We start from the raw sequence: 25,140 nt of genomic DNA, 5'->3' as shown, positions 1-25,140 counted from the left end.
TCTGTTTGAAAATTGACAAAATATATTTGTTTAGGTATATTATAATTTATAGTTCTATTTTTCCACCATTTTGTAAAGTATTTACAAACATTTCTTTTGCCTGAGCTAAAGGAGAAGCTTGCACTATAGATGTTACATTTTGCATTCCAGCTAATATCATATCAATATTATTTGTAGCTATTCCCTGATCTATAACATTAAAAAATTTATTTAATGATTTATCTCTTTCTTCAAATACTTTATCAAATAAATATCTATACGCTTTATATTTTGTTTTAATTTCTGCTAGACGAACTTCTTTTTCAGCTCTAATAGCTTCTATCTCTTTTTGAGTCTTTAATAATTCTTTAAAAGCATCAAATACTTCTTTACTATCAATTATGGCACCTAATCCTTGTACAGAAGTAGGAATTTTTGTAGGTATTTTACTTACCTTAATTAATTTTGTAGCTTGAGATATATTTTTTGACATAATGTATCCTTTTATTTATCTATTATTGGAGTATCTCTTATTTTTAGTAATTCCTGTGTTATAGCAATTAAAGAAAATATTTCTTTACTTTCTTTAGAATCTTTATTATTAATAATATATTCAACAGTTAAATTTTTATTGCATCTATTAATTGTATCTTTTGTTTTTTTATATTGATAATTAAATGCTTCAATTCCTTTATTTATTGATGATATGAGTTCATATGAGCTTTTTTTATATATTTGATTTTTTTGAATTGCTTCTTTTATTTTATCAATTGCATTTATTATTTTATATTCTTCCTCTTCTATTTCTTTTATCTTTTTATTTGCTGAAAGATGTGAAAATATAGGCATAACAACTAAACCAACACCAACACCAACTATAGGCCCTAAAGCTCCAAGCACAGCAGCACCTGCGGCCATTCCACCTCCGCCTGCTGCTACAGCACCTCCACCAAGTGCTGCTAATGCGGCATTAGCAGCGGCAGCTCCTGATAATGAAGATATTGCAGCTCCAGTTGATGCTGTTCCAAACGTACTAACTAACCATAATGCAGCAGGAGCAGCAGCAGTTCCTGCACTTAATGCTATACCGCTTTCCTTCATAGCATTCATTATAACATCTCCTGCTTCTAAACTGTTGGTTATATAATTCATATTTATACTAACTGCGGATAATTTTTCTTTTTTGGATTTTATTAATAGTTTATTAGAACTTATCATTTTGTTTATAATATCAATTTTAGTTATTGTTTTAGCAACGTTTTGAGCATTAATTTTAGTTTCTACTACATTTTGAAATATTGAAGTAAGTTCTTTATTTAATTTTTTATATTTATTTTCTAATCTTTTATATTTATTAAATGTTTTTTTATATCGTTCTTGAGCATTTTCTATTCTACCTGCAGCACCAAATGTAATTATATTCTTAAAACTCATATTAATCTCCATATTTACAATAAATCAAACATAGTTTTTAGTATATACAATTTATTTTGTTTATCAATGTTTTTAGCATATTTTTTTGGATTGTATATATTAATTATTTTTTCTTATGTCGTTAATAAAATAACCGATAATGTTTCAGAATAAGTATAACTAAACATAACTATTGAAATTTATCATTAATTATATATAATACTTATTCAAATTATTTAAAATTTTATAAAAAATGGATTATTATTAGATGTCAAATAAAAAGTTTAATTTAAGAATTCTTACAATCGCTTCTTGGGTATTATTATTTTTTGCTTGGATTTTCTTTTATGCTGTTACTCAAACACCAACAACAGTGTTTTGGGTAGTTTTAGCAATATCTTCTATTATTACTCTTATTACTTTAATAGTAGATAGGAAACATATTATATCTCTATTAAAGATGCGTTTTGTACATAAGGCTTTTTTTGGAATATTATCTTTAATAATAATTTTGGCAATACTTGTTGGTTTGTATATTATAAGTATAAACTTCCCAATGAGATTCGATTTAACTCAAAATAAATCGTATACAGTTTCACAGCAAACTATGGACGTTTTATCAAGAATAGACAGCCCTCTTTCTATTGTTGTGTTAAGATCTCCAAGTACAGATCCTACTTCACCAGATTGGAGAGCTGATTTATTATTAGAACAATATAAAAGAATAAATAAACATATCACAGTTGAATATATAAACCCTATAGAAAAACCTTCTGCTAAAAGTAAATATCAAATGACACAAGTTGGAGAAATAGTATTTACTTATGGTCAAAGTAAACAAGTTAGAGTTTATAGAAAAGATTTAACTACTCAGTCAAAAGTTACTTCAGACCCATTGTTTGTAGGTGAAGAAAAATTCACTCAGGCAATATATACATTATTAGACAATGAATCTTATGTAATATATTTTACTGTTGGACATGGTGAAAGACAGATACAAGACAGAGGCGGAGAAGGTTTATCTTACGTTAAAACTTATTTAGAAAATGAAAACTACAAAGTTAGAGAATTAAATATAATACTTGAAAATATTCCAACAGATGCAGCTTTGATTGTTATAGCAGCACCAGTTGAAACTTTCAGTGATTTTGAAATAGAGAAATTAAATAACTATGTAAAAACAGGCGGTAAATTACTTGTTTTATATGATAGTTTTATGGATAGAAGTAAGTTTAATTCTAATTTAGGTAATTTCCTATCAGATTGGGGATTCAAAACTAAAAACGATTATATAATAGATCCAGCTTCAAGTGTAGTTATACCAGTTAACGTTGTTCCTCAATACACTTCTCACCCAATAACACAAACACTTAAAGAAGGAAATGTATTTGCTTGTTTAGTTGTTGCTAGAAGTATATTAAGCGGTGAAAATCAATATAACGGCAGCTTTGAAAATATAATTACAACAAGTCCTAGAGGTTATGGAAAAGAAGAAGCTACTTTCGATTTATCAAGAGCTAGATTCAATCCTAAAACTGATATAATGGGGCCTGTACCTTTGGCTATTGCTGGTACTTATGAAATAGAAGGAAGAAAAGCTCCTGCAAGAATAGTTGTATTTGGTGATGCTACTTTTGCTTTGAATGCTTATATCAATCCTGAACAAGGTCAGTCTGTAGATGTAGCTTTTGCTGGTAACAAAGATTTATTTATGAATACTGTTGCTTATCTTTTAGAAGCTAGACAAAAAATTACTATAAGACCTAAAGAAGCTAGTATTAAGAATCTTACTCTTACAACTACTGAAACTAACTTCATAAGATACGTTGCTCAAATAGGTTTGCCTTGTTTATTTGGTATACTTGGCATATTAATATGGTTCTTAAGAAGAAGATAATTATTGATATAAATAACATAAAGGCATGCAGTTAATATAATATGAATAATATAAAAAAATTATATAAAAGATATTCATATTATATTAATTATGCATTATTAGTATTTATAAATGGTATATCCAGTGTATTAAATTATGTTTCTTCCATTTATGTAAATAGAAGTTTATCAATAGAAGATTTCGCTCATTATAATGGTATCATAAATATATATTCTATTATTGTTTTAACTGTTTCTAGTTTTAGTTATTATATAATGCATCATTATAGAAATGAAGAAGACGGTAAAACATATTGGTCTTACGGTTATTTCATGGCTTTTGTAATAACTATACTTTATATATTCTCAATACCATTAATGGATATATTTTTCAATATCAAAAATTATACTGCTCTTTTTATAATATCTATTGGTATATTTGCAACTATTTTAGGTATAGTATCACAGTCAATATTAAAAATTAATAATTATATAGCTTATGATTATATTGCAAGTTTAATAGCGATATTCATAGCTAAAATTATATTGCTTGCATATTTCATTATAACAGGATTAACATTAGAAAGAGCTGTAATATCTGTATCTTTATTTTGTATTTTATATTTGATTATTAATTTAATAGAATTAAAAAAACTTAAACTACCCTATTATATTAAAATTAATGAAATAAGAACTTATTTTTCAATTACAAACTTATCAAGATTTTTAATATATTTAATAAACATTGTTATTATAAATTTTATATTTAATTGGATATCATTAAGCGATGTTCTTATGGCTAATAGATATTTGGATAAGACAAGTGCAGGATACTACTCTACTATATCATTAGTAATAAAAATGTTTTTCTATATAGGAACTCCTATAGCTTCAGTAATGTTTTCTTATATATTAATAGCTAAAAAAGATAAGAAAAATAAAGAAAATAAAATACTTTATTATTCTATTGCACTTTTTGTATTTGCTTCATTTTGTTTATCAGTATTTTTAATTGTATTTGCTAAACAAATTGTGTTGATACAATTTACAAATAGATACGAAGCTATTATTCCATTAATTCCTCAAGCTGTAATTTTTGGATTTTCTTTAGGATTTACTGTGCTTACATTTAATTATGGTCTTGCTTATAAATTGTTTGCACCATTCTATGGATATTTAGTTATATTTTCTTATGTTTATTTTTCATTAAGAAATGGTCTTAGAACTTTTGAAAATTTTATGTTCGTAATGAAAGTATTTTTTATAGCATTACTTATATATAATATTCTAATTATAATAATACATAGAATAATTTTAAAGAGTAAAGAAAATAAAAAAGTAGAATAGAAAATTATTTATTATTATTCAGCACCTTTTTCAATAAGCATTTGAACTATTTTAGTATTATTATTTCTTTTTGCATAATATAAAGCAGTACGTCCATATCTATCTTTTATATTAACATTTGCCCCTGAATTTATTAATACTTCTGCTTTGGCTGTATTATCATTAAAAATTGCCAATATTAAAGCTGTAATATTTTCTAAATACATATTTTCCATATAAGATTTAAAATCTGCTTGAGCATCAATATTAACTCCAACTTCTATTAATTTTTTAGCTATTTCAGGATTTGTAGTAAGCATTAAAAGAGTAACATTTTTCACGTCCAAGTATCCTGTTTTTACTGTTATTTTAACATGAATATCAGCCTTGGAATCTATAAGTATTTTACTCATTTCATCATTATCATGTAAAAGTGAATATGCTAATGCTGTAAGTCCTAAATTATCTTGTAAATCAATATCAGCACCGCTTTTTATAAGTATTTTAGCTATTTCATTTTGTTTATGCAAAATAGATAAAATTAAAAATGTTAAGCCTCTGTCATTTTTTGCATTTATATTTACTTTTTTATTGTTTATGTAATTTAAGACTTCTTCTTTATTTCCACTTACTATATATGATAAAAATTCTTCTTCGGTTACATTATAAGAATAAAGGGAAGTAAAACTAAAAAATATAATCATTAATATAACTTTTTTTCATAGTCATGCCTTCATAAAAAACATATATATTTAAATATATACAAATGTAAGTATTTTTTCAATATATTATTTAAATTAATTTTCATATTATTAAAAAATAATTACTTATGTTTTAATAATAAATTTTATATTTATAGAAAATATATTAATGTTAAAAAATATTTTAATATTACAAAAATATTTTTTAATGTTTTGCTTTATTATTTTAAATATAAAAGAAAGTATTAAAAGTTTTTATTTATAGTAATATTTTTATTATTTAGCACCTTTTTCAATAAGCAGCTGCTCTATTTCGCTATTATCTCTATATCTTGCATAATCCAATGCTGTGTTTCCGTCTTTGTCTTTAGCATTAATATCAGCTCCCGATTCTATTAATAACTTAGCTAGTTCTGTATTATAATCAAAAATTACCCACATTAAAGGTGTAATATTTTCTAATTGTATATTTCTTGAATCATCATTTATAGATAATCTAGTATTAACTTTAGCACCAGCTTTTATTAATAACTCAGCTACTTCTTTATCTACATTAAATGTCAAAGGAGTAAAACCTTTTAAATATAATCCATCTGTCTTGAATGTTATTTTTGTATTTACATCAGATTTCTTTTCTATAAGCATTTTTGATAAATCTGTTTTCTCACTTTGTATAGCATGTATTAAAGCTGTAAATCCGGAATTGTCTTTTATATTAACATTAGCACATTTTTCTATTAGTATCTCTGCTATTTCATATCGCTCATAAAGAATAGATAAGATTAAAGGTGTAGCACCGTCCATAATATCTAAATTTATATTTGCTTTTTTATTATTTAAAAAATCTAAAACTTCTTCTTTATTACCATTTGTTATATGCGATACAAATTCTTTTTCATCTTTACTAAGTTCTGGATACAAAGCTTGAAAACTAAATAAAGTATACAATACTACCATCAATACAATTTTTTTCATATAAACCTCTTATTTAATATTCTATGCAAAATATATACTAATTGCATTGTTTTGTCAATTATATACTTCATTAGGGTATATAATTTTACGATGCTCGCATTTAATCACTTACACTATTTTTTGTATAGTAGTAATATTTGTATATTTAACTTTTATAGTTATTATAACTTCTAAACCGATAAACAATTAGCTGAAAACTTTAATTTAAATGACTTACAAATAAAAAAACTCTATCAGCTTTAGCTCATAGAGTTTTTAAAACTATATATTTTTTATTATTTAGCACCTTTGGTTATAAGTAACTGCTCTATTTTACTATTGTTTTTTTCTTTCGCATAATCTAATGCTGTTTTTTCGTTTTTATCTTTAGCATTGATATCAGCTCCGGATTCTATCAATAACTCAGCTATTTCAGTATTATCAGTAAAAATAAACCATATTAAAGGTGTAATATTTTCTAATTTTATATTTTTTCCATCATGTTTAAAAGAGAATTTAATATTAATGTCTGCACCAGCATTTATTAATAATTGAACTACTTCTTTATTTTCATTAATTACTAAAGGAGTAAAATTTTTCATATATACTCCATTTTTATTTAATGATACTTTTGTATTTACATCAGCTTTTTTTTCTATAAGTATTTTTGATACTTCTGTTCTATTGTACATTATAGAATATATTAAAGCTGTTAATCCTGGCTTGTCTTTTATATTAATATTTGCACCTTTTTCTATAAGCATTTTTGCTATTTCATCTTGCTCAAAAAGAATAGAAAATATTAATGGTGTAGCACCATTTTCTATTCTAGCATTTATATTAATTTTCTTATTATCTATAAAATTTGAAACTTCTTCAATATCACCAGATGCTATATACGATAAAAACAGTGCTTCATTTTCAGCTTTTTCTGGATACAGTGCATTAAAACTAAATAAAGTACACAATACTGCCATTAATACAATTTTTTTCATATAAACCTCTTTTTAAAAATATTTTAATATATATTATTATTTTCTCAATTTTATATTTATTAGTTATTATTTAAGCAATACAGAATTTATACTTAATTACTGTATTGCCTATAAATTATTTACACTATTGAATTATATAACAACTAATAAAAATTATTTATAAACTTTTTAAAGTGATAAATAAGTAGTTGATAACTTTAGTTGTCAGCTAGCTATCTTTCAGTAAGTTTATCGCTATAAATAATAATAGATTATTAATTAGCACCTTTTGCTATAAGTAACTGCTCTATTTTAGTATTGTTTTTTTCTCTAGCATAATCTAATGCAGTTTTTCCGCTTTTATCTTTAGCATTGATATCAGCTCCAGCTTCTATCAATAACTGAGCTATTTCAGCATTATCATTCAAAATAAACCACATTAAAGGTGTAGCATTTTCTAATTTCATATCTTGTCCAGGATATTTTGCAGTCAATTTTATATTAATATCAGCACCGGCATTTATTAATGATTGAGCTACTTCTTTATCTTCATTAAGTAATAAAGGAGTAAAATTTTTCATATATATTCCATTTTCATTTAATGAAAGCTTTATATTTACATCAGCTTTTTTTTCTATAAGCATTTTTGATACTTCTGTTCTATTTTTCATTATAGAATGTATTAAAGCTGTAAATCCTGATTTGTCTTTGATATTAAGATTTGCACCTTTTTCTATAAGCATTTTTGCTATTTCATCTTGCTTATAAACAATAGATAATATTAATGGTGTCATACCATCATCTAATTTGGCATTTATATTGATTTTTTTATCATCTATATAATTTGAAACTTCTTCAATATTACCAGATCCTATATACAAGAAGAACTGTGCTTCTGTTTCAGCGTTTGCTGGATACAGTGCATTAAAACTAAATAAAGTATACAATACTGCCATTAATACAATTTTTTTCATATAAACCTCTTTTTAAAAATATTTTATAAAATGTATATATTAATTGTATTATTTTGTCAATATGAATATTTTATTATCGATAATAAAATTCTGTATTATATATATTAATATGATAATATTGTGAATTATTATGTTATTAATATGCGTTTTTATGTAAATATAGTTAAATAATTAATGAAAAATAAATATTTTTTACATGATTATAATGTTATTAATAAAATAAAAGCTGACAACCGAAATAATCAGTCATCAGCTTTTTTATCAAGTTTTATAGAAAGAAATAATTTTTTAATTATGATTTCTTTCTTTTTAAGTCAATTTGTCTTTGAATTTCTTTTAAATTTTTTACATAAATTGTATTAGTTTTAATATCAATTTTACCTGTTTTTACCAAGTTATTCAATACTTTTTGAACATCAACTACTTTAACACCGCACCAGTTTGCAATATCATTTATAGTAGCATTTAATTCCTGAGGTTCATAATAATGATCTCTAGGAATGTTTTGAAGTTCAGCAAGTAAAAGCAAACAGTCATAAACTCTTAGATCTGTTTCATTTAATTGTAATATTAAAAGTCTTCTTTTAGCATCGAATATTCTTTTAGCGAACATTTTTGAAAGTTTAAGAGCCATTGCTGTATTATTTGCTAATATATTTTGGAAATTTTCTTTTCTTAATTCTAATAAAACAGTGGGTTCATTAGCTATTGCAGATGCACTTCTAGTAGTGTCTTCAAGTATGGCCATTTCACCAAAAAAATCACCTGGATAAACTATGTCTAATAATTTTTCAACATCTTTAATAACTTTAGTAATCTTTACAGAACCACTTTGAACCATGTAGAATTTATCGCCTTTTTCATATTCCAAGAATATAACATCATCAGTATTGTATTTTTTTGTATGAGAAGATAAATTATTATCCATATCAATTTTCCTTAATTAAAATTATAACCTAGAAGCATTAGCATAAGCCTCTTTAGAGAAATTATCCATAGGAGGCATTGAAATAACTTTTTGATAATATGCTTTGGCTTTAGTTTTATCACCTTTAGCTTCACAAGTTTTAGCCAAAAAGAGTATAGCTTCTTTTACATTTGCAGATTTAGGATATTTCTTTATAGCAGAAAGAAGCACTGTAGAAGCATTGTCATATTTATTTATATTGTAATAACATTTTCCCATATAGAAAATAGCATTCTCAGCTACAAGAGCATTTGTACTCTTTAATAAGCTATTAAATATTTTAATAGAATTAATATAATCATTATTATTGTATAATTCTACTGCTTTATTGTAATTTGGATCATTAATAGTAACATTCTGAGATTTTGCATCAGGTTTAGCACTTGATGAAATAGGTGCAGAAGTAGGAGGAGCTATATCACTATCATCAGTTATATCTAATTCTTCCTTACATTCTTCTATTTTCTCTTTAGCAGTATTATAGAATGATGAATCTTCATCAGCATATTGTATGTATCTTTTATAGGCATATAAAGCATTTCTATATTTTTTATTTTTGAAATAAAACTCTCCAATACCATACAAACCTTCTAAAGTATCAATAGTACCTTCACTTGTATCATTTTCAACTAATTCTCTAACCCTCTTATTTATCCTTCTAAGCTGAGTAGAAAAAACTTTTAACATTTTTATAATGATAGGTTTATTCTTTTCAATCAGACTTTCAAATTCTTCATAAGTAATAATAATAACAACACAATCTGTCAAACATTGAACAGTATCTTCTTGCGGATATGTTCCCAGTATACTTTTTACACCAAAAAACTCACCAATATTGATAAGTTCTCTAGTTTCATAGCCTGTTTCTTCTGACAAAAATATGCTTTGAGCCTGACCTTGTTTTAATATGTAAACTCTATCAGAAGTATCCCCAGTAAAGTATACTATAGAGCCTGCTTTATATACTCTTGTTTGCATTTAATTTGTCCTCAATTAATATTTATTCTAATTAATATATTTTAGAATAAAAGAGATAGTTTTTTACCTTAACTTTTATTCTATCACTTATAATACTTTTTTCAAGTTATTTTTTCTATTTTCTTGTTTTATTTATCATGTCTACTGTTTCTACATCAAGTTTTGTTCCCCTTGTTTTTAGATCATCAATTATAATTTTTATTTCATCATCAGACATATTCTGACCAAATTTGGCTTTTGCTGTGATGTTTTTTATATTTATAATACCTATTAACATGTTATTTTGGGCATAGTCAAACATTTTATCATCTATTGATAAATTATTATTATTTGGTTCATATTTCTTTACCAATTCATACAAAATACTCCTTCTTTCTTCTGTATCTTGTATGGTTTCAAATTTACCTTCAATAAATACAGAAAAGAAAAATTGAGTAGGTATCATTTTATTGTTCATAAATGTAGATGGTATATATGAATATACTTTTGAAGCTGTGAAAGAAATATTAGGATTATTTTTTAGAATTTCATATTTTCTTCCAGACATAGCACCATGAAAATATATTTTATTATCTTTGTAACAAAAACTAATTGGTACAGCATAAGGTATAGTATCTGGTAAAGCCATAACACCAAATTCTATATTATTTAGCATAGTTTCTATTTCATTCATATTTTCAAATATAAAATCTTTCCTTCTCATTCCATTTCCCTATTTATATTTTACATATAGTAATAAAAAATAATATATATTATATATACGGTTTATTGTGTTTTTTCTTTAATTATATTATTATAGTTATTGATTGTAATAAAACATATTTGGAGATTTATTGTGAAAATAGCTATTGCTCAAATTGAAATAATACCATCGATACCTTGTGATAATACAGTTAGAATCATAAGTGCTATAAGTTCTGCTAAAAAAAATAAAGCAGATATAGTAATATTTCCTGAATTAGCTGTATCTGGATATATGCTTGGTGATATGTGGGAAAGTGAAGGATTTGTAAGAGAATGTGAGGAGCTTGGTGAAGAAATTATCAAGGCTTCTAATGGCATATATGTTATTTTTGGAAATGTAGCATCAGATAAAACTAAGAAAAACTTTGATGGAAGAATAAGAAAATATAATGCCTTATTTGTAGCAAAAGATGGAAAGTTAATACATAACAATTCTACTTCCTACCCTTTTACAATAAAATCTTTACTTCCTAATTATAAGGAATTTGAAGATCCAAGACATTTCTTTAGTTTAAAAGACTTAGCTTTTGAAAATAATGCTGATATAAAAGAATATTTAAAACCATTAGAAATAGAATGCAATGGAGAAAAAATTAAACTTGGTTTGACAATATGTGAAGATGCTTGGAGCAGTAATTATTCATTTTCTCCTATAGATATAATAAATAGCAATAAAGATGTTGATTTATTTGTTAATATATCAAGTTCTCCATATACTTTAGTGAAAGATACTAAACGTCATAAAATGTATGGAGATATATCAAGTAAACATAATATTCCTTTAATATATGTTAATAATGTAGGAATACAAAATAATGGAAAAACAGTTTATACTTTTGACGGCGGAAGTTCTGTTTATGACAATAATGGTAAATTATTAATAACTGCGGATAGATATGAAGATAATTTGTATTATGTAGATATAGATGTAAAAAATAAAATATTCCCAAATCCTATAGAAATAAAAGAGGAAAATGAATATAAATTAATATACGATACAGTTATTTATGGTATAAGAAAATTTATGAAATCTATAGGAATCAATAAAGTAGTTATAGGTGTATCAGGCGGAATTGATTCAGCATTATCATCTGCTATGTATGTAAATGCTATTGGTAAAGATAATGTTCTTTTAGTAAATATGCCAAGTAAATTTAATTCTAATACTACAAAAAATCTTGCAAAAACATTAGCTGATAATTTAGGCTGTGCATATATGGTAGTTCCTATACAAGAATCAGTAGATTATACAGTAAAACAATTAGAAACCTCCCCTATTATAAAAGATGGAAAAGAAAGTAATTTAACAGTATCATCTTTTGTTATAGAAAATATACAAGCAAGGGATAGATCTTCAAGAATTTTAGCTTCTATTGCTGCTAGTTTTGGAGGTGTATTTACATGTAATGCTAATAAGACAGAAACTATGGTAGGATATTCTACTATGTATGGTGACGGAGCTGGCTTCTTTGCATGTCTTGCTGATTTATGGAAATATCAAATATACGGACTTTCTAATTATGTTAACAAAGAAGTATTTAAAAAGGAAATTATTCCTGAAGGTACTATAAATATTGTTCCAAGTGCAGAATTATCTACTGCTCAAGCTGTTGATGAAGGCAAAGGTGACCCTATAAAATATGATTATCATGATTATTTATTTAAATATTTAATGGAATCTTGGAATAGAGCCATATTAGAAGATATTGCTGATTTGTATATTAAAGGCGAACTTGAAGAAAAAATAGGCTGTCAAAAAGGTATTTTGAATAAATATTTTAAAACTGGCAGTGAATTTATAGATGATTTGGAAAGATGGTGGAAGCAATATATGGGAATGGGTATATCAAAAAGAATACAAGCTCCTCCTATACTTGCTGTAAGCAGAAGAAGTTTTGGGTTTGGAAATAGAGAATCACAAAATAGAGTTTATTATACAGCAAAATATTTAGCCTTAAAAAACAAAATACTTGATTTAAATTAATATTTATGTAAATTTTATTTTAAAATTATTGAGTATATAAATTTTTACTTGCAAAAAGCGATAATAAATGTTATATTTATATAGAGTAATTTATTTAAACTATATAAAAAAATAAATAGGAATTATATATAGTGGCAGCAAATATAATAGATAATAATATACGACAGGATATCCTTGATTATTCTGCTATACTTGAAACTACCGTGAAAGATATACATTCTTTCTTGGAAGAAGTAGGAAGAGTATATAGTTTTATCGGTGAAAAATTTCCTATGATAGAACAGGAAATGAAAAATGAAAACGAAAAAGCTAATAATTTGTTGTCATATTTTACTAATAAAGATAAGGGTGTAAAAAACTTTTCTAATGATTTGGAAGAAAACCAGGAAGATTTCTTTATGTCATTTGATAGAATGCAAGGGTTTATAGCTCAAGATAATGAGTTATCAGATTCTCTTGTTGAAGATGTTGGTAAGACAAGTAATATAATGGATTCTATAGAGCAAATAAGAATGCTTGCAGATCAAATTAAAGTATATTCTTTGAATGCCATTATAATATCATCTAAATATGGTGCCGGCGGTAGAGCTTTTGGAGAGATATCTAAAAACATCATTAAAATGTCTGAAACATCAAATGAACAAGCTGATCAGATGAATAGAATTGGTAAAGAGTTATTTGTAAGATTTGAGTCATTTAAAACTGAAATTTTAAAGACTAATGAATTACAAAGACAAAACTTTACTATCATGAGAGAACAGCTTGATAAAGAACATAATAATATGGTTAATTCCTTTGCTGTTTTTTCTAATATTATATCAGATATCATTTCAAGAGTAGATAACACTTATGATTTTATATTTGAAATAATGATGGTTCTTCCTCGTGAAGATATAGTTAGACAGCAGACAGAACATATAGTTGAGTCTATAAATTCTATAGTTTATGAAAACAGGAATTTCATTGATTTTTATGGTAAAGAAGTAGAATCAATGGATGCTGAAGAGCTTGAAAAAGAAGAAAATCAGACTTTAGAACACAAATTACTTGACTTATTGACTTTTGACGATGTAGTTTTGACATTAATAATAGAAAACTTTAAATCTATACATGAAGAAATAGATTTAACAAACTCTGATATTTATAAAAGTTTGAAAGGTTTAAAAGACGCTTTATCAGATATAACTTCAGATAGAACTACTATAGTTGAGTATATGATTGGAGGAGAAAGCGGTAAATCAGAATTTCCATTTACTGTTTCAGAATCATTGTTTAATGAGTATATGGGATTTATTAAACTTTATTTAGAGAATTTTAAATTATTCCTAACAAATAAATATAGAATATCAGACAGTAATATAGCTATTATAGACTCTATTGAAGAATTAGAGAGTATGTTCTTAGAAACTAAAAACATTGCTAAAACATTTAACTCGATTAACTTTTTGGCAAAAATAGAACTAGAAAAGAATAGCGATATATTCAATAACTCTCAAACTTTCTCAATAGAAAGCGTTGAATCAATAGCTACAAACATTACTGAAACAGTAGATGCTTGTTTGGAGCAATTCCATAATATTAAATCAGCAATATTTAGCTCTATTAATAAATTTAAATCTAACATTAATCAACAATCTACAGAGCATTCATTTATAGAATCTATGACAGAGAGTGTTAGTAAGCGTTTAGATGAATCAAAATATATTATTAATAATAATATTAAAAGATTAGATAGTTATGCTGATGAATTATTTGGACTTATAGATAAAACTTTAATAGATTTAAGTACATTAAGTACATTGCTTACAAAGATTAATGAAATAATAGAAATCTTTAATAGCATGAGAAATGTTATAAGAGATAAGAAAAATGAGTACTATAAAATATTAGGTATAGAAAACTGGAAAATAGAAAGTGATAAATATTTGGACATAGTTAATTCATATACAATTAAGAAAGAAAGAGCTATCGCAAACAGTATTTTATCTGGAGAAGAAGCTCCTAATGTCGATATAAGTATAGATGTAGGAGCAGATAGCGGTGACTTTACTATGTTCTAATAAAAGTAATGGAGGTGTTTGTCTATGTCAGTTATAGAAATAAATGACAATCTTAATATAAGAACTATGAGTAAATATTTTAAGAATGTTATAAAAAGTGCAAATTACAATGATGATATTACTGTGAAATTTAATTGTGAAGGTGATGCCCATATAGATTTAGCAGGTCTTCAAATATTGTATGCTATGAAAAAAGAACTTGCGAAAAATCAAAAAAATCTTATAGTAGAAGGCATGGATAATTTGTTTGTAGAATATTTAAAAATAATTAATGATAAAAATAATTAATGATATAAGAGGTTAAATGTATGGCTAAAACAATACTAATTGTAGACGATTCAAATACAGCTAGAGCATCTGTTGAATATACCTTGAAAAAGGGCAGTTATACTGTAGTGTCTGCAGATGATGGTACTACAGGATTGGAGGTATTAGGTAAAACTCCGAATGTTGATATGATAATAACTGACCTTAACATGCCTAAAATGGACGGTATAGAATTTATTAAGCATGTAAGAAAGGTAGATCAACATAAATATACCCCTATTCTTATGCTTACAACAGAATCTCAAGATGAGAAAAAAATGGAGGGTAAGGCTGCTGGTGCTAGTGGTTGGCTAGTAAAGCCATTTAACCCAACTCAACTTTTGGACGTTGTAAAACGTTTCTTAAATTGATTGTCAACCGTCTTATTATGAGCTAATAAGAATTTTATTAAAGGTAGAGGTGTAATACATGTTTGATAGTGATGAATTTATATCCATATTCTTAAGCGAAGCGAAAGAGATTGTAGAAGGGCTTGAGAATGATTTAGTTTTATTAGAGGATAATAAAAGTGATGAAGATCTTTTAAATAAGATATTTAGAAGTGCTCATACTCTTAAATCTTCAGCAGGTACAGTTGGTTTTACCACAATGAGTGAATTAAACCACGTTGCTGAAAATTTATTGGAGAAAGTAAGAAGTGGTAAATTAGATGTAACTCCACAAATGATAACAGTGTTATTGGAATTCTTGGACACTGTTAAATTGATGTTGCAAAATATCGTTGATGGAAAAAGTGAAACAGAAGGTGTTAATAATATAGATTCTTTAAAGGCTAAAATTAAAGCTATAGCAGATGGAAATGATCCTTCAACAGTATCCTCTACTCCAGCTCCAAAAGCAGCTGCAGCACCTGAACCTAAAAAAGAAGAGCCAAAGAAAGAAGAGGAAGCTCCTAAAGCAGAAAAGGAAGAGCCAGAAGCTGTTAAGAGCGGAAGTAATTCTTTCCATATTGATATGGGATTTAAAAATACTATTTTCGATAATGGTATAGACCCTCTTATGTTCTTAAATGACTTAAGAGCTATTGGTACTATCAGTAATTTGAAAATAGAATGTAATAGTCTTCCAAGTATTCTAAATCTTGAAGACCCTTATGTTTGTTATACACAGTTTTCTTTGGATTTTGATACTGATGCTCCAGAAGAACAAGTTCAAAATATATTCTTATTTGTAATAGATGATAATGATATTAATATCGTTAATACAAAAGCAGAAATAAAAGATGATGATGCTAAACCTGCTGAAGCAACTCAAGAAGTTCAAGAAACTCCAGCAGAAGAACAAAAGCATGAAGAAGCTCAAAAAACAGAAGAAAAAACTGCTGAAGCACCAGCTGCTGCATCTACTAATCAGCCAGCTGCTACTGCTGCACCAAAAGCTAAAGTACAAGCTCCTTCTACTGTAAGAGTTGATACAAGAAAACTTGATAGTTTAATGAACTTAATTGGAGAACTTGTTATAGCTCAGTCAAGAATAATGCAGCTTACTCAAAGTTTAGATATAGATAATGGATTAAAAGAGGCTGTAAGTTCAATGGATAGAACTTCAAGACAAATACAAGAAGAAGTTATGAATATCCGAATGATGCCTATAGGCCCTATATTTACTCAGTTCCATAGATATGTTAGAGACCTTAACTTGGAATTAAATAAAGAAGTTAAGTTAGTATTAAAAGGTGAAACAACAGAAATAGATAAAAATATGTTAGAGCAGTTATCTGACCCTCTTAAACATATTATAAGAAACTCTATGGATCATGGTATAGAAAAAACTAAAGAAGAAAGAATAGCAAGAGGTAAACCTGAATATGGTACTATTACTATGTCAGCTGCTCACCAAGAAGGTCACGTTGTTATAGAAGTATCTGATGATGGTAATGGATTAAATAAAGAAAAAATATTTAATAAAGCTGTAGAAAAAGGTTTGCTTTCAAGAGATGGAAAATATTCTGATATAGAAATATATAGAACTATATTCGCACCTGGTCTTTCAACTGCAGATAAAGTTACTGACATATCTGGTAGAGGTGTTGGTATGGACGTTGTTAGAGCTAATGTTGAAAAGATGAAAGGTAAAATAGAAATTAAATCAACAGAAGGTAAAGGCAGTACATTTATTATTAAACTTCCTTTAACATTAGCAATCATTGAAGGTATTACTTTTGCTTTGGGTAAACAAATATACATTATGCCTCTAATCTCTATCATAGAACAAATTAAAGTTAAAAATGAACAAGTTAAACCTTTTGAAGGTAAAGGTGAGATGATAAAAATTAGAGAAGAATACTTACCTTTAATCAGATTACATAAAGTATTTGAAATAGATACACAAGTTGAAAATATAGAAGATGGTATTGTTGTTGTTGTTGAAGCCGGTTATAGAAGATGTGCTATATTTGTAGATGAACTTTTGGATCAGCAACAAGTAGTTATTAAGTCTTTGGATTCAGCTTTCAGTAAACATGCTGGAATAGCTGGCGGTACTATACTTGGAGATGGTAGAATAGCTCTTATTATAGATATACAAGGGCTAGTTAATATGTCTTTACAAGGAAAAATAAACAACGGTGTAAAATAAAGGATTGAAATATGTTAGATAATCAAAAAATAAATGCTGCTAATATACCTCAAGTTGGTGGTACTGGTTTAGACCATGAAGAAAATCTTTCTACTGAACCAAGTCAACAATTTTTAGTATTTAAAATTGATAATGAAGAGTATGCTCTTGATGTTTTAAGTATTGATGGTATTGTTGGTGTTACTAATATCACTCCTGTACCTGGAAGCCCTAAGTTTATGAGAGGCTTAATGAATTTAAGAGGTAATATTTTACATATTGTTGATATAAGAATAAGGTTTGGATTGGACAGAAGAGACGATCACTCAATAGAAGATGATGTAATAATAGTAATATCAACTACTAATAGAAAATTCGGAATATTGGCAGATATGGTTAGTGATGTTATAACTGTTTACGAAAGTCAAATGACAGAAACACCAATAGATAATATGAGAGGTCTTCAAATCTCTAATGTTATTAGATTAGAAAATAAAATTATTATGGTTTTGCCTATAGATGAAATAATTAAATCTAATGATGATAGCAATAAAACAGTATAAAAGTAGTTAATGGGGTATGAAAATATGGATGATATGAATGCTAATATGCCTGCTTTAACTGATTCAGAATTTAATGAGTTAGTTAAAATTATTTATGATAAAACTCGTATACAGATGTCTAGTCATAAAAGGGCTTTAGTTACTTCTAGACTAAGTAAAAGACTTAGAGCATTGAATATGGATTCTTTTAGAGAGTATATAGATTTCGTAAAAAATGCTAAAGATGAGGAGTTAACAAATTTTGTAAATGCAGTTACTACAAATAAAACTGATTTTTTTAGAGAAAATAAACATTTTGAATATATGAAAAGTACTTTACTTCCAGAATGGGAGAAAAACTTTAAAGATGGAAAAGTTAAAAACCTTAGAATCTGGTCAGCAGCTTGTTCCACTGGTGAAGAGCCATATACAATACAAATGACACTTCACGAGTATTTTGGAAGTAATTATGATAGATATGATATAAAGGTTTTAGCTAGTGATATAGATACAAATGTACTTGCTCATGGAAGGGCTGGTATTTATAAAGAAGAATCTGTGGAACCTATTAACCCTAACCTTTTAAGAAAATATTTTTTGAAAGGTACTGGCGATAATGATGGATTATATAAAGTAAAAGATATACTTAAAAAGAATCTATTTTTCAGACAATTGAATTTCAAAGATGAAGATTTCGATATACATACTCAATTCGATTTGATTTTTTGTAGAAATGTTATAATTTATTTTGATAAAGAGTTTCAAAAGGAATTATTTAATAAATTCCATAGATATCTCAAGGATGATAGTTTTGTATTTATAGGACACTCCGAAACTTTATTTGGAGTATCAGATAAATTCAAATATGTGGCTAGTAATATTTATAAAAAGATTTAAGTAGGGGTAATAATAATGATAGATTTTCCAGCAGCGGCTAACAGTAATTTTAAAAGAATAACTATATACATAGGTGGATATTATGCATCTAAAGAACCCGCTGTAATTAAAACAGTTTTGGGTAGTTGTATATCTGTTTGTCTTTTTGAAAATAAGTTAAAATTTGGCGGTATGAATCACTTTATGCTGCCAGAAATGAGGGAGTGGGAAAACCCAGCAGAAGATTACAACAATACTAGATATGGTGTTTTTGCTATGGAGGTTCTGATAAATGAAATTATTAAACTAGGTGGTAAGAAAGAAAACCTTACTGCTAAAATATTCGGCGGCGGGCATGTTCTTTCTGGTATGACTAGTAATATTCTTCAAGTACCAGATAAAAATATTCAGTTTGCTAAAAAGTTCTTAGCAGATGAAAAAATACCTATAGTAAGTGAAGATATAGGAGGTTCTTGGCCTAGAAAAGTATTTTTCTTTAATACAGAAAATAGAGTTTTAATGAAAAAGCTTGAAGGTAAAACTAAAGAATTCTCAGCAGAACAAGAGATTAAATATTCTAAAAACTTACAACATAAGCTTGAGGAAAAATCAGATATCACATTGTTTTAATATATTAATAATTATTAAGGATTTTTTATGGCTACAAAAATTAAAGTATTAGCTATTGATGATAGCGCATTAATTAGACAATTACTAACAAAGATAGTGAACTCAGATCCTGCTTTGGAAATGGTTGGTACAGCAGCTAATCCAATTTTGGCTGAAAATAAGGTAAAAAATCTTAAACCAGATATTATTACCCTAGATATTGAAATGCCAGAAATGGATGGTATAACTTATCTTAAAAAGTTAATGTTAAACAACCCTATTCCAGTAATCATGTTCAGTTCTTTGTTGGATAAACATAGAGAGTTAGCTTTAGACGCTTTAAATATAGGTGCTTTTGATTATGTTATCAAACCTACAGCTAATGTTAGATATGCTGTTGAGGAATTAGCTACTGACTTGGTAGAAAAGATAAAAAATGCTTATGCCAATAGAGCTAAATTCTATAGGAAGCATGGAGTTTCTATGCCTACAGAAACAACTTCTACTGTTACTGAAAGAACTCCTATAAGTTTGGAAGCTCCAAAAACTCCTGGATTTAAAGTTTATCAAAAAAATACTGCTGACATAATATTACCTCTTACACCTTCAAGAGAAACTCCTATGGATAAAATTATTCTTATAGGTTCTTCTACAGGTGGTACAGAGGCTTTAATAGAATGTCTTAAAAATGTTACACCTTCAGCTCCTCCTATTGTTATAACTCAGCACATGCCTGAACACTTTACTACTTCTTTTGCTAAGAGATTAAATAGTATTCTTAAAATTGAAGTATTTGAATCTGAAGATGGTATGCCTATAGGCAGAGGTCAGGCTGCTTTGGCTCATGGTGGAAGACACACTATGATTAAAGTAAAAGGCGGAAAATATTACTTAGAAGTAAGAGATGGAGAGCCTGTTACTAGACATAAACCTTCTGTAGACGTATTATTTAGAAGCGGTGCAGTTTATGCTAAAAATAAAGCTATTGGTATTATCTTAACTGGTATGGGTGATGATGGTGCTAATGGTATGAAAGAAATGAAAGATGCTGGTGCATACAATATAGCTCAGAATGAAGAAACTTGTACTGTATTTGGTATGCCTAGAGAAGCTATAGCAAGAGGTGGTGTAGATGAGGTTTTACCTTTAGATAAAATACTTGCTGCAGCTTTGAAAAGAGTATAATCTAAAATGAAAGAAAATATAGATTTATACAAGTATATGAATAAATGGGTAGGTAATTCCACTACTTACCCTTATTATAAAATTGATGCAAAATTAGATTTAATATCAAAATTAATATCTTCTCATAAATCATTTCAAAATATTTCTATTGTAGCATCTGGAGCTAAAAGAAATCGAACAGATGTAAACTATATGGAGTATTTAAATGTATATCTAATATTAGATGAAAATCAAAATTCATTAGATACAAGAAAATTTAAAACTTCTATTCTAAATGCAATAAAAACAAATAAAGCATATTCTGATAAAATTAATGAAATAGCTTATTATTTGATATTACAAGATGATAATGAGAAGATATTACTTCTACCCTCTTTCAAAAATATTGAAAATAATGTGGAAGGTGCTTTAGTTACTACTTCTGATGGTTCTAATGAAATATTTTATCCCAAATTAGATAATAAAAATTTTGATAAGAAAGAACAGGAATGCGGAGTAAATTTTATTAATTTAATAAAAATATTTAAACATATATTTTTGACTTTTGCTTCTGAAATTAAATCATTAAATGAGCTTTCTTCTAGTATAATTGAAGCCCTTATATGGAACCTTCCTAATGAATATTTTAGATTTAGGGATTATGATGAGGCTGTATTGAAAGCTATTGATTATATATACGAAAAAATAGCTAGTGATGATTATATGTCTCTTTCTGAAATTAATGATATTAAAGTATTATTTTCTACTAGAAATAATCTTCACAGAAAAGAAATTTTGCAGGCTTTATACAAAATAAAACAAATCATACAAGAAAATTTATAAAAAATTCACTTTTTTTGTCTTTTTTAAAATAACTACTAACAGTAATATTGTATTAATTCTAACTAATGATATAATATTTGCAATTATTATTTATAATAATACTTTATGGGAGAATAAAAATGAAAAAAATACCAGAAATATTCGGTAGTATGGTTTTTAATGATAATGTAATGAAGGATAAACTTCCTAAAGATATCTATAAAAAATTAATAAAAACCATAAAAAATGGAGAGCGTTTAAATTTAGAAGTTGCTAATGTTGTTGCTCATGCTATGAAGGAATGGGCTATAGAAAAAGGTGCTACACATTTTACTCATTGGTTTCAGCCTATGACAGGTGTTACTGCTGAAAAACATACTAGCTTTATAACACAAACAAGTGACGGCGATATACGTATGGAATTTACTGGTAAGGAATTAGTACAGGGTGAACCAGATGCTTCTAGTTTTCCTTCAGGCGGACTAAGAGCTACATTTGAAGCTAGAGGATATACAGCTTGGGACCCTACTTCTTACGCTTTTATAAAAGGTGATACTTTATGTATACCAAGTGCTTTCTGTTCTTATAGTGGCGAATCATTGGATAAAAAGACTCCCCTACTTCGTTCTATGCAGGTAATAGAAAAAGAGACTAAAAGAATATTAAAACTTTTCGGACATAACAATATTAATAGAGTATTTACAACAGTAGGAGCTGAACAGGAATATTTTTTAATAGATAGAGAACTTTATTTACAAAGACCAGATTTAAGATATTGTAAAAGAACATTGTTTGGAGCTTGTCCTCCTAAAGGTCAGGAATTAGAAGACCATTATTTTGGTGCAATAAAACCAAGAGTTTCAGAATTTATGAAAGAATTAGATAATGAACTTTGGAAATTAGGAATAGTTGCAAAAACTGAACATAATGAAGTAGCTCCAGGTCAATATGAATTAGCTCCTGAATTTACAATTACAAATATGGCAACTGACCAAAACCAAATTACAATGGAGCTTATGAAAGTAATAGCTGAAAAACACAATTTGGCATGCATACTTCATGAAAAACCTTTTGCAGGTGTTAATGGAAGCGGTAAACATAATAACTGGTCTATAGCTACAGATACAGGATTGAACCTATTAGATCCTACTGATAATCCTGCTAAGAATAAACAATTTTTATTATTCTTAGTTGCTATTATTAAAGCTGTTGATGAGTATCAAGATTTACTTAGAGTAACTACTGCAAGTGCAAGCAATGACCATAGACTTGGTGCTTCTGAAGCTCCTCCAGCAATAATATCTATGTTCCTTGGTGATGAACTTACTGAAATACTTGAATCTATGGAAAATGATACTAAATATACTGGAAAAGAAAAAGTTGAAATGGAAATGGGAGTTAATTCATTAGCTAGACTTACTAAAGATACAACTGATAGAAATAGAACTTCTCCTTTAGCATTTACTGGCAATAAATTTGAATTTAGAATGGTTGGTTCTAGTCTTTCTGTTTCTGGGCCAAATATTATAATGAATACAATAGTTGCTGAGGCTTTATCTCAATTTGCAGATATATTAGAAAAATCATCTGATTTTGATAAAGATGTTGATGAGCTTATAAGAAATACTATTAAAAAACATAAAAGAATAATATATAATGGCAACAATTATTCAGATGAATGGGTTAAAGAAGCAGAAAAAAGAGGACTATTCAATTTAAAAACAACTCCTGAAGCATTACCTCATTTCATATCTAAAAAGAATATAGATGTATTAACAAAACATAAAGTATTAACAGAAACAGAAATACATTCAAGATATGAAATAAGTATGGAAGAATATGTAAAAGAAATTAATATAGAAGCTCTTACATTGGCAGATATGGTTCATAAAGACATATTACCAAGTTCTATAGAATATTCTGGAGAAGTTGCATCTATAGCTAACAAAAAAAGTCATTTACAATTAAAATGCGATGTTGAAAAAGATTTAGCAAATAAACTAAATGATTTAATTGAAAGTCTTTATACAAAATTAGGAAAATTAGAAAACTATATTGTAGAAGGAAAGAAAATTACTGACATATCCCAATCTGCTATGTTTTATAGAGATAAAATATTTGCTTGCTTAGAAGATATGAGAGTAACAATAGATGAATTAGAAAAGATAGTATCTAAAAAATACTGGAAACTTCCAACTTACGGTGATATGTTATACAGCTTATCATAAATAATTATTATCTAAGAATCAGGTATGTAATAAAATAAATATTCATACCTGATTTTTTTTAATTATCATTCATAATATTTAAAGAATCATTCAAATATTTGATAAAATCATCATTAAATTTTTTAGGCGATATAATTTTAAAGAATCCAATCCAAGGACTTAAAAATATTCTAAGTTCTGTAAAAGATGAAAAATCAAAACTAATTAGTATAGAACCATCTTCTAATTCTTTTTTTACTTTCTGATTAAAACCATAGTCCCTATTTTTGAAATAATGAGCAACATCTGGAAGAAATTTAACAGTTGTCTTTGTTAAACTATTTCTATCCCAATAAATGCTTCTTTTCTTTTCTAAAAATTTTATTAATTCTTCCCTTTTGGCTGATCTAATTTCATATTGTTTATCGTATTCATCTTTTTCTTTTTTATTTGAGAATTTTATTTTTTTTATGACTTCTATATTTGAAATATTATTAACTATATATGTTTTTATTTTATCTTTTTTATTATCATTGGCAACTAAATACCATATTCCTTGAAAATAATAAATAAGATAAGCTACAGCCTCTACTTTAAAATTAACATCAGAACTTTCAAGATAATAATTAAAAGTTATATCATTTAAATTTTTAGCACAAGATAATAATTTATCTATATTCTCACTATTTCCTGATATATTGTTTATATCATTACTTGCAATGACTATTATATCATAATAATCATTATCTACATTATTCGGCAATAATTTTGATATAGTAGAATTAGGAATTAAAGATAAATTACTGCTTACTTTTTTCATAAAAACAGAAAATAGTATATCTAAATTCTGTTTGAGATCATTTTCATTTAAATGAAATCCTCTCCTGAGTTTTTTTAAATCTTCAGGCTTTATTATATATCTATCCTTTTCCGATACAAGTTTAATTTTTAAATATCTGTTAATTTCTTCTATGTCTCTTTGAGCCGTCCTTACAGACATGTTATTTAACTCTACAAGTGTATCTTTTAATACAAAACCATCTAATATTAATGAAGTATATATTTCAAATAGTCTAACAAATTTTTTATTTTCAGCCATATTTCCTCA

The 25,140-nt window shown here is 26.7% G+C and carries 23 protein-coding genes; 13 read left to right on the top strand and 10 right to left on the bottom strand.

The features are described from left to right. Positions 1-46: 46 nt before the first annotated feature. Positions 47-472, bottom strand: coding sequence for a hypothetical protein (locus R4K56_RS07590; protein ID WP_335772264.1), 426 nt, complete (start codon positions 470-472; stop codon positions 47-49). Between the two features lie 11 nt (positions 473-483). Next, on the bottom strand, positions 484-1,413 hold the full coding sequence (locus tag R4K56_RS07585) for a hypothetical protein (protein ID WP_335772263.1): 930 nt from the start codon (positions 1,411-1,413) through the stop codon (positions 484-486). A 247-nt stretch (positions 1,414-1,660) separates the two neighbouring features. Here R4K56_RS07585 and R4K56_RS07580 point away from each other — a divergent pair, with 247 nt between their 5' ends. Together R4K56_RS07580 and R4K56_RS07575 are read left to right on the top strand one after the other, a co-directional pair. Then, positions 1,661-3,289: a GldG family protein gene (locus R4K56_RS07580; RefSeq protein ID WP_335758483.1), complete on the top strand. Its 1,629-nt coding sequence runs from the start codon at positions 1,661-1,663 to the stop codon at positions 3,287-3,289. Between the two features lie 41 nt (positions 3,290-3,330). After that, a complete protein-coding gene (locus R4K56_RS07575) occupies positions 3,331-4,614 on the top strand; it encodes an oligosaccharide flippase family protein (protein ID WP_335772262.1) in 1,284 nt (427 codons plus the stop codon). A 14-nt stretch (positions 4,615-4,628) separates the two neighbouring features. On the opposite strand, the gene R4K56_RS07570 is transcribed toward R4K56_RS07575, so the two are convergent. The 7 genes from R4K56_RS07570 to R4K56_RS07540 form a co-directional block, all read right to left on the bottom strand. Beyond that, positions 4,629-5,297: an ankyrin repeat domain-containing protein gene (locus tag R4K56_RS07570; RefSeq protein WP_335772261.1), complete on the bottom strand. Its 669-nt coding sequence runs from the start codon at positions 5,295-5,297 to the stop codon at positions 4,629-4,631. 273 nt (positions 5,298-5,570) lie between these two features. Further along, a complete protein-coding gene (locus tag R4K56_RS07565; protein WP_335772260.1) occupies positions 5,571-6,269 on the bottom strand; it encodes an ankyrin repeat domain-containing protein in 699 nt (232 codons plus the stop codon). Positions 6,270-6,544: 275 nt separating this feature from the next. After that, the gene (locus tag R4K56_RS07560) at positions 6,545-7,243 is read right to left on the bottom strand and encodes an ankyrin repeat domain-containing protein (RefSeq protein ID WP_335772259.1); all 699 of its coding nucleotides are present in this window, start codon (positions 7,241-7,243) and stop codon (positions 6,545-6,547) included. Between the two features lie 254 nt (positions 7,244-7,497). Next, positions 7,498-8,196: an ankyrin repeat domain-containing protein gene (locus R4K56_RS07555; RefSeq protein WP_335772258.1), complete on the bottom strand. Its 699-nt coding sequence runs from the start codon at positions 8,194-8,196 to the stop codon at positions 7,498-7,500. Between the two features lie 292 nt (positions 8,197-8,488). After that, on the bottom strand, positions 8,489-9,124 hold the full coding sequence (locus tag R4K56_RS07550) for a Crp/Fnr family transcriptional regulator (protein ID WP_297295215.1): 636 nt from the start codon (positions 9,122-9,124) through the stop codon (positions 8,489-8,491). A 21-nt stretch (positions 9,125-9,145) separates the two neighbouring features. Further along, positions 9,146-10,141 carry a cyclic nucleotide-binding domain-containing protein gene (locus R4K56_RS07545; protein ID WP_335756659.1) on the bottom strand — a complete coding sequence of 332 codons (996 nt, stop codon included), beginning with the start codon at positions 10,139-10,141 and terminating at the stop codon, positions 9,146-9,148. 115 nt (positions 10,142-10,256) lie between these two features. Next, positions 10,257-10,844, bottom strand: a complete 588-nt coding sequence (locus tag R4K56_RS07540; protein WP_335772257.1) for a pyridoxamine 5'-phosphate oxidase family protein — start codon at positions 10,842-10,844, stop codon at positions 10,257-10,259. A gap of 132 nt (positions 10,845-10,976) precedes the next feature. Here R4K56_RS07540 and nadE point away from each other — a divergent pair, with 132 nt between their 5' ends. From nadE to R4K56_RS07485, 11 genes are all read left to right on the top strand, one after another. Continuing rightward, positions 10,977-12,869, top strand: a complete 1,893-nt coding sequence (nadE, locus tag R4K56_RS07535) for an NAD(+) synthase (RefSeq protein ID WP_335772256.1) — start codon at positions 10,977-10,979, stop codon at positions 12,867-12,869. Between the two features lie 131 nt (positions 12,870-13,000). Next, positions 13,001-14,929, top strand: coding sequence for a chemotaxis protein (locus tag R4K56_RS07530; protein WP_297295208.1), 1,929 nt, complete (start codon positions 13,001-13,003; stop codon positions 14,927-14,929). 24 nt (positions 14,930-14,953) lie between these two features. After that, entirely contained in the window at positions 14,954-15,217 is a 264-nt protein-coding gene (locus R4K56_RS07525) for an anti-anti-sigma factor (protein WP_297295206.1), read from the top strand. 20 nt (positions 15,218-15,237) lie between these two features. Next, positions 15,238-15,606, top strand: coding sequence for a response regulator (locus R4K56_RS07520; protein WP_008725288.1), 369 nt, complete (start codon positions 15,238-15,240; stop codon positions 15,604-15,606). 58 nt (positions 15,607-15,664) lie between these two features. Next, positions 15,665-17,833: a chemotaxis protein CheA gene (locus R4K56_RS07515; RefSeq protein WP_335756655.1), complete on the top strand. Its 2,169-nt coding sequence runs from the start codon at positions 15,665-15,667 to the stop codon at positions 17,831-17,833. 11 nt (positions 17,834-17,844) lie between these two features. Beyond that, positions 17,845-18,375 (top strand): chemotaxis protein CheW, encoded by a 531-nt coding sequence (locus R4K56_RS07510; RefSeq protein WP_297295201.1) that lies wholly within the window; start codon positions 17,845-17,847, stop codon positions 18,373-18,375. A 24-nt stretch (positions 18,376-18,399) separates the two neighbouring features. Next, the gene (locus R4K56_RS07505; RefSeq protein ID WP_335756654.1) at positions 18,400-19,251 is read left to right on the top strand and encodes a CheR family methyltransferase; all 852 of its coding nucleotides are present in this window, start codon (positions 18,400-18,402) and stop codon (positions 19,249-19,251) included. 171 nt (positions 19,252-19,422) lie between these two features. Further along, on the top strand, positions 19,423-19,860 hold the full coding sequence (locus R4K56_RS07500; protein WP_335756653.1) for a chemotaxis protein CheD: 438 nt from the start codon (positions 19,423-19,425) through the stop codon (positions 19,858-19,860). 27 nt (positions 19,861-19,887) lie between these two features. After that, complete coding sequence (locus R4K56_RS07495) at positions 19,888-21,024, top strand: protein-glutamate methylesterase/protein-glutamine glutaminase (protein WP_335772254.1); 1,137 nt, start codon at positions 19,888-19,890, stop codon at positions 21,022-21,024. 6 nt (positions 21,025-21,030) lie between these two features. Beyond that, a complete protein-coding gene (locus tag R4K56_RS07490) occupies positions 21,031-21,846 on the top strand; it encodes a nucleotidyltransferase-like protein (RefSeq protein WP_335772253.1) in 816 nt (271 codons plus the stop codon). Between the two features lie 119 nt (positions 21,847-21,965). Continuing rightward, positions 21,966-24,053 (top strand): glutamine synthetase III family protein, encoded by a 2,088-nt coding sequence (locus R4K56_RS07485; protein ID WP_335756650.1) that lies wholly within the window; start codon positions 21,966-21,968, stop codon positions 24,051-24,053. A gap of 58 nt (positions 24,054-24,111) precedes the next feature. Here the strand turns inward: R4K56_RS07485 and R4K56_RS07480 are convergent, their stop codons facing one another. Continuing rightward, on the bottom strand, positions 24,112-25,131 hold the full coding sequence (locus R4K56_RS07480) for a WYL domain-containing protein (RefSeq protein WP_335756649.1): 1,020 nt from the start codon (positions 25,129-25,131) through the stop codon (positions 24,112-24,114). Positions 25,132-25,140 lie beyond the last annotated feature (9 nt).

Origin of the sequence: Brachyspira pulli (assembly GCF_036997785.1) — a bacterium.
Taxonomy (GTDB): Bacteria; Spirochaetota; Brachyspiria; order Brachyspirales; family Brachyspiraceae; genus Brachyspira; species Brachyspira pulli.
Note: the sequence above shows the minus strand (reverse complement) of the source record. Positions and strands in the feature narration are given on the sequence as shown.

Bases quoted from the DNA above. Each gene is read 5' to 3' on its own strand.
- R4K56_RS07545 (WP_335756659.1), bottom strand. From the start codon at position 10,141: ATGCAAACAAGAGTATATAAAGCAGGCTCTATAGTATACTTTACTGGG.
- R4K56_RS07520 (WP_008725288.1), top strand. From the start codon at position 15,238: ATGGCTAAAACAATACTAATTGTAGACGATTCAAATACAGCTAGAGCA.
- R4K56_RS07485 (WP_335756650.1), top strand. From the start codon at position 21,966: ATGAAAAAAATACCAGAAATATTCGGTAGTATGGTTTTTAATGATAAT.
- R4K56_RS07555 (WP_335772258.1), bottom strand. From the start codon at position 8,196: ATGAAAAAAATTGTATTAATGGCAGTATTGTATACTTTATTTAGTTTT.
- R4K56_RS07540 (WP_335772257.1), bottom strand. From the start codon at position 10,844: ATGAGAAGGAAAGATTTTATATTTGAAAATATGAATGAAATAGAAACT.
- R4K56_RS07585 (WP_335772263.1), bottom strand. From the start codon at position 1,413: ATGAGTTTTAAGAATATAATTACATTTGGTGCTGCAGGTAGAATAGAA.
- R4K56_RS07525 (WP_297295206.1), top strand. From the start codon at position 14,954: ATGTCAGTTATAGAAATAAATGACAATCTTAATATAAGAACTATGAGT.
- R4K56_RS07590 (WP_335772264.1), bottom strand. From the start codon at position 472: ATGTCAAAAAATATATCTCAAGCTACAAAATTAATTAAGGTAAGTAAA.
- R4K56_RS07580 (WP_335758483.1), top strand. From the start codon at position 1,661: ATGTCAAATAAAAAGTTTAATTTAAGAATTCTTACAATCGCTTCTTGG.
- R4K56_RS07495 (WP_335772254.1), top strand. From the start codon at position 19,888: ATGGCTACAAAAATTAAAGTATTAGCTATTGATGATAGCGCATTAATT.
- R4K56_RS07570 (WP_335772261.1), bottom strand. From the start codon at position 5,297: ATGATTATATTTTTTAGTTTTACTTCCCTTTATTCTTATAATGTAACC.
- R4K56_RS07505 (WP_335756654.1), top strand. From the start codon at position 18,400: ATGGATGATATGAATGCTAATATGCCTGCTTTAACTGATTCAGAATTT.
- R4K56_RS07560 (WP_335772259.1), bottom strand. From the start codon at position 7,243: ATGAAAAAAATTGTATTAATGGCAGTATTGTGTACTTTATTTAGTTTT.
- R4K56_RS07510 (WP_297295201.1), top strand. From the start codon at position 17,845: ATGTTAGATAATCAAAAAATAAATGCTGCTAATATACCTCAAGTTGGT.
- R4K56_RS07515 (WP_335756655.1), top strand. From the start codon at position 15,665: ATGTTTGATAGTGATGAATTTATATCCATATTCTTAAGCGAAGCGAAA.
- R4K56_RS07480 (WP_335756649.1), bottom strand. From the start codon at position 25,131: ATGGCTGAAAATAAAAAATTTGTTAGACTATTTGAAATATATACTTCA.
- R4K56_RS07565 (WP_335772260.1), bottom strand. From the start codon at position 6,269: ATGAAAAAAATTGTATTGATGGTAGTATTGTATACTTTATTTAGTTTT.
- R4K56_RS07575 (WP_335772262.1), top strand. From the start codon at position 3,331: ATGAATAATATAAAAAAATTATATAAAAGATATTCATATTATATTAAT.
- R4K56_RS07490 (WP_335772253.1), top strand. From the start codon at position 21,031: ATGAAAGAAAATATAGATTTATACAAGTATATGAATAAATGGGTAGGT.
- R4K56_RS07550 (WP_297295215.1), bottom strand. From the start codon at position 9,124: ATGGATAATAATTTATCTTCTCATACAAAAAAATACAATACTGATGAT.
- R4K56_RS07500 (WP_335756653.1), top strand. From the start codon at position 19,423: ATGAATCACTTTATGCTGCCAGAAATGAGGGAGTGGGAAAACCCAGCA.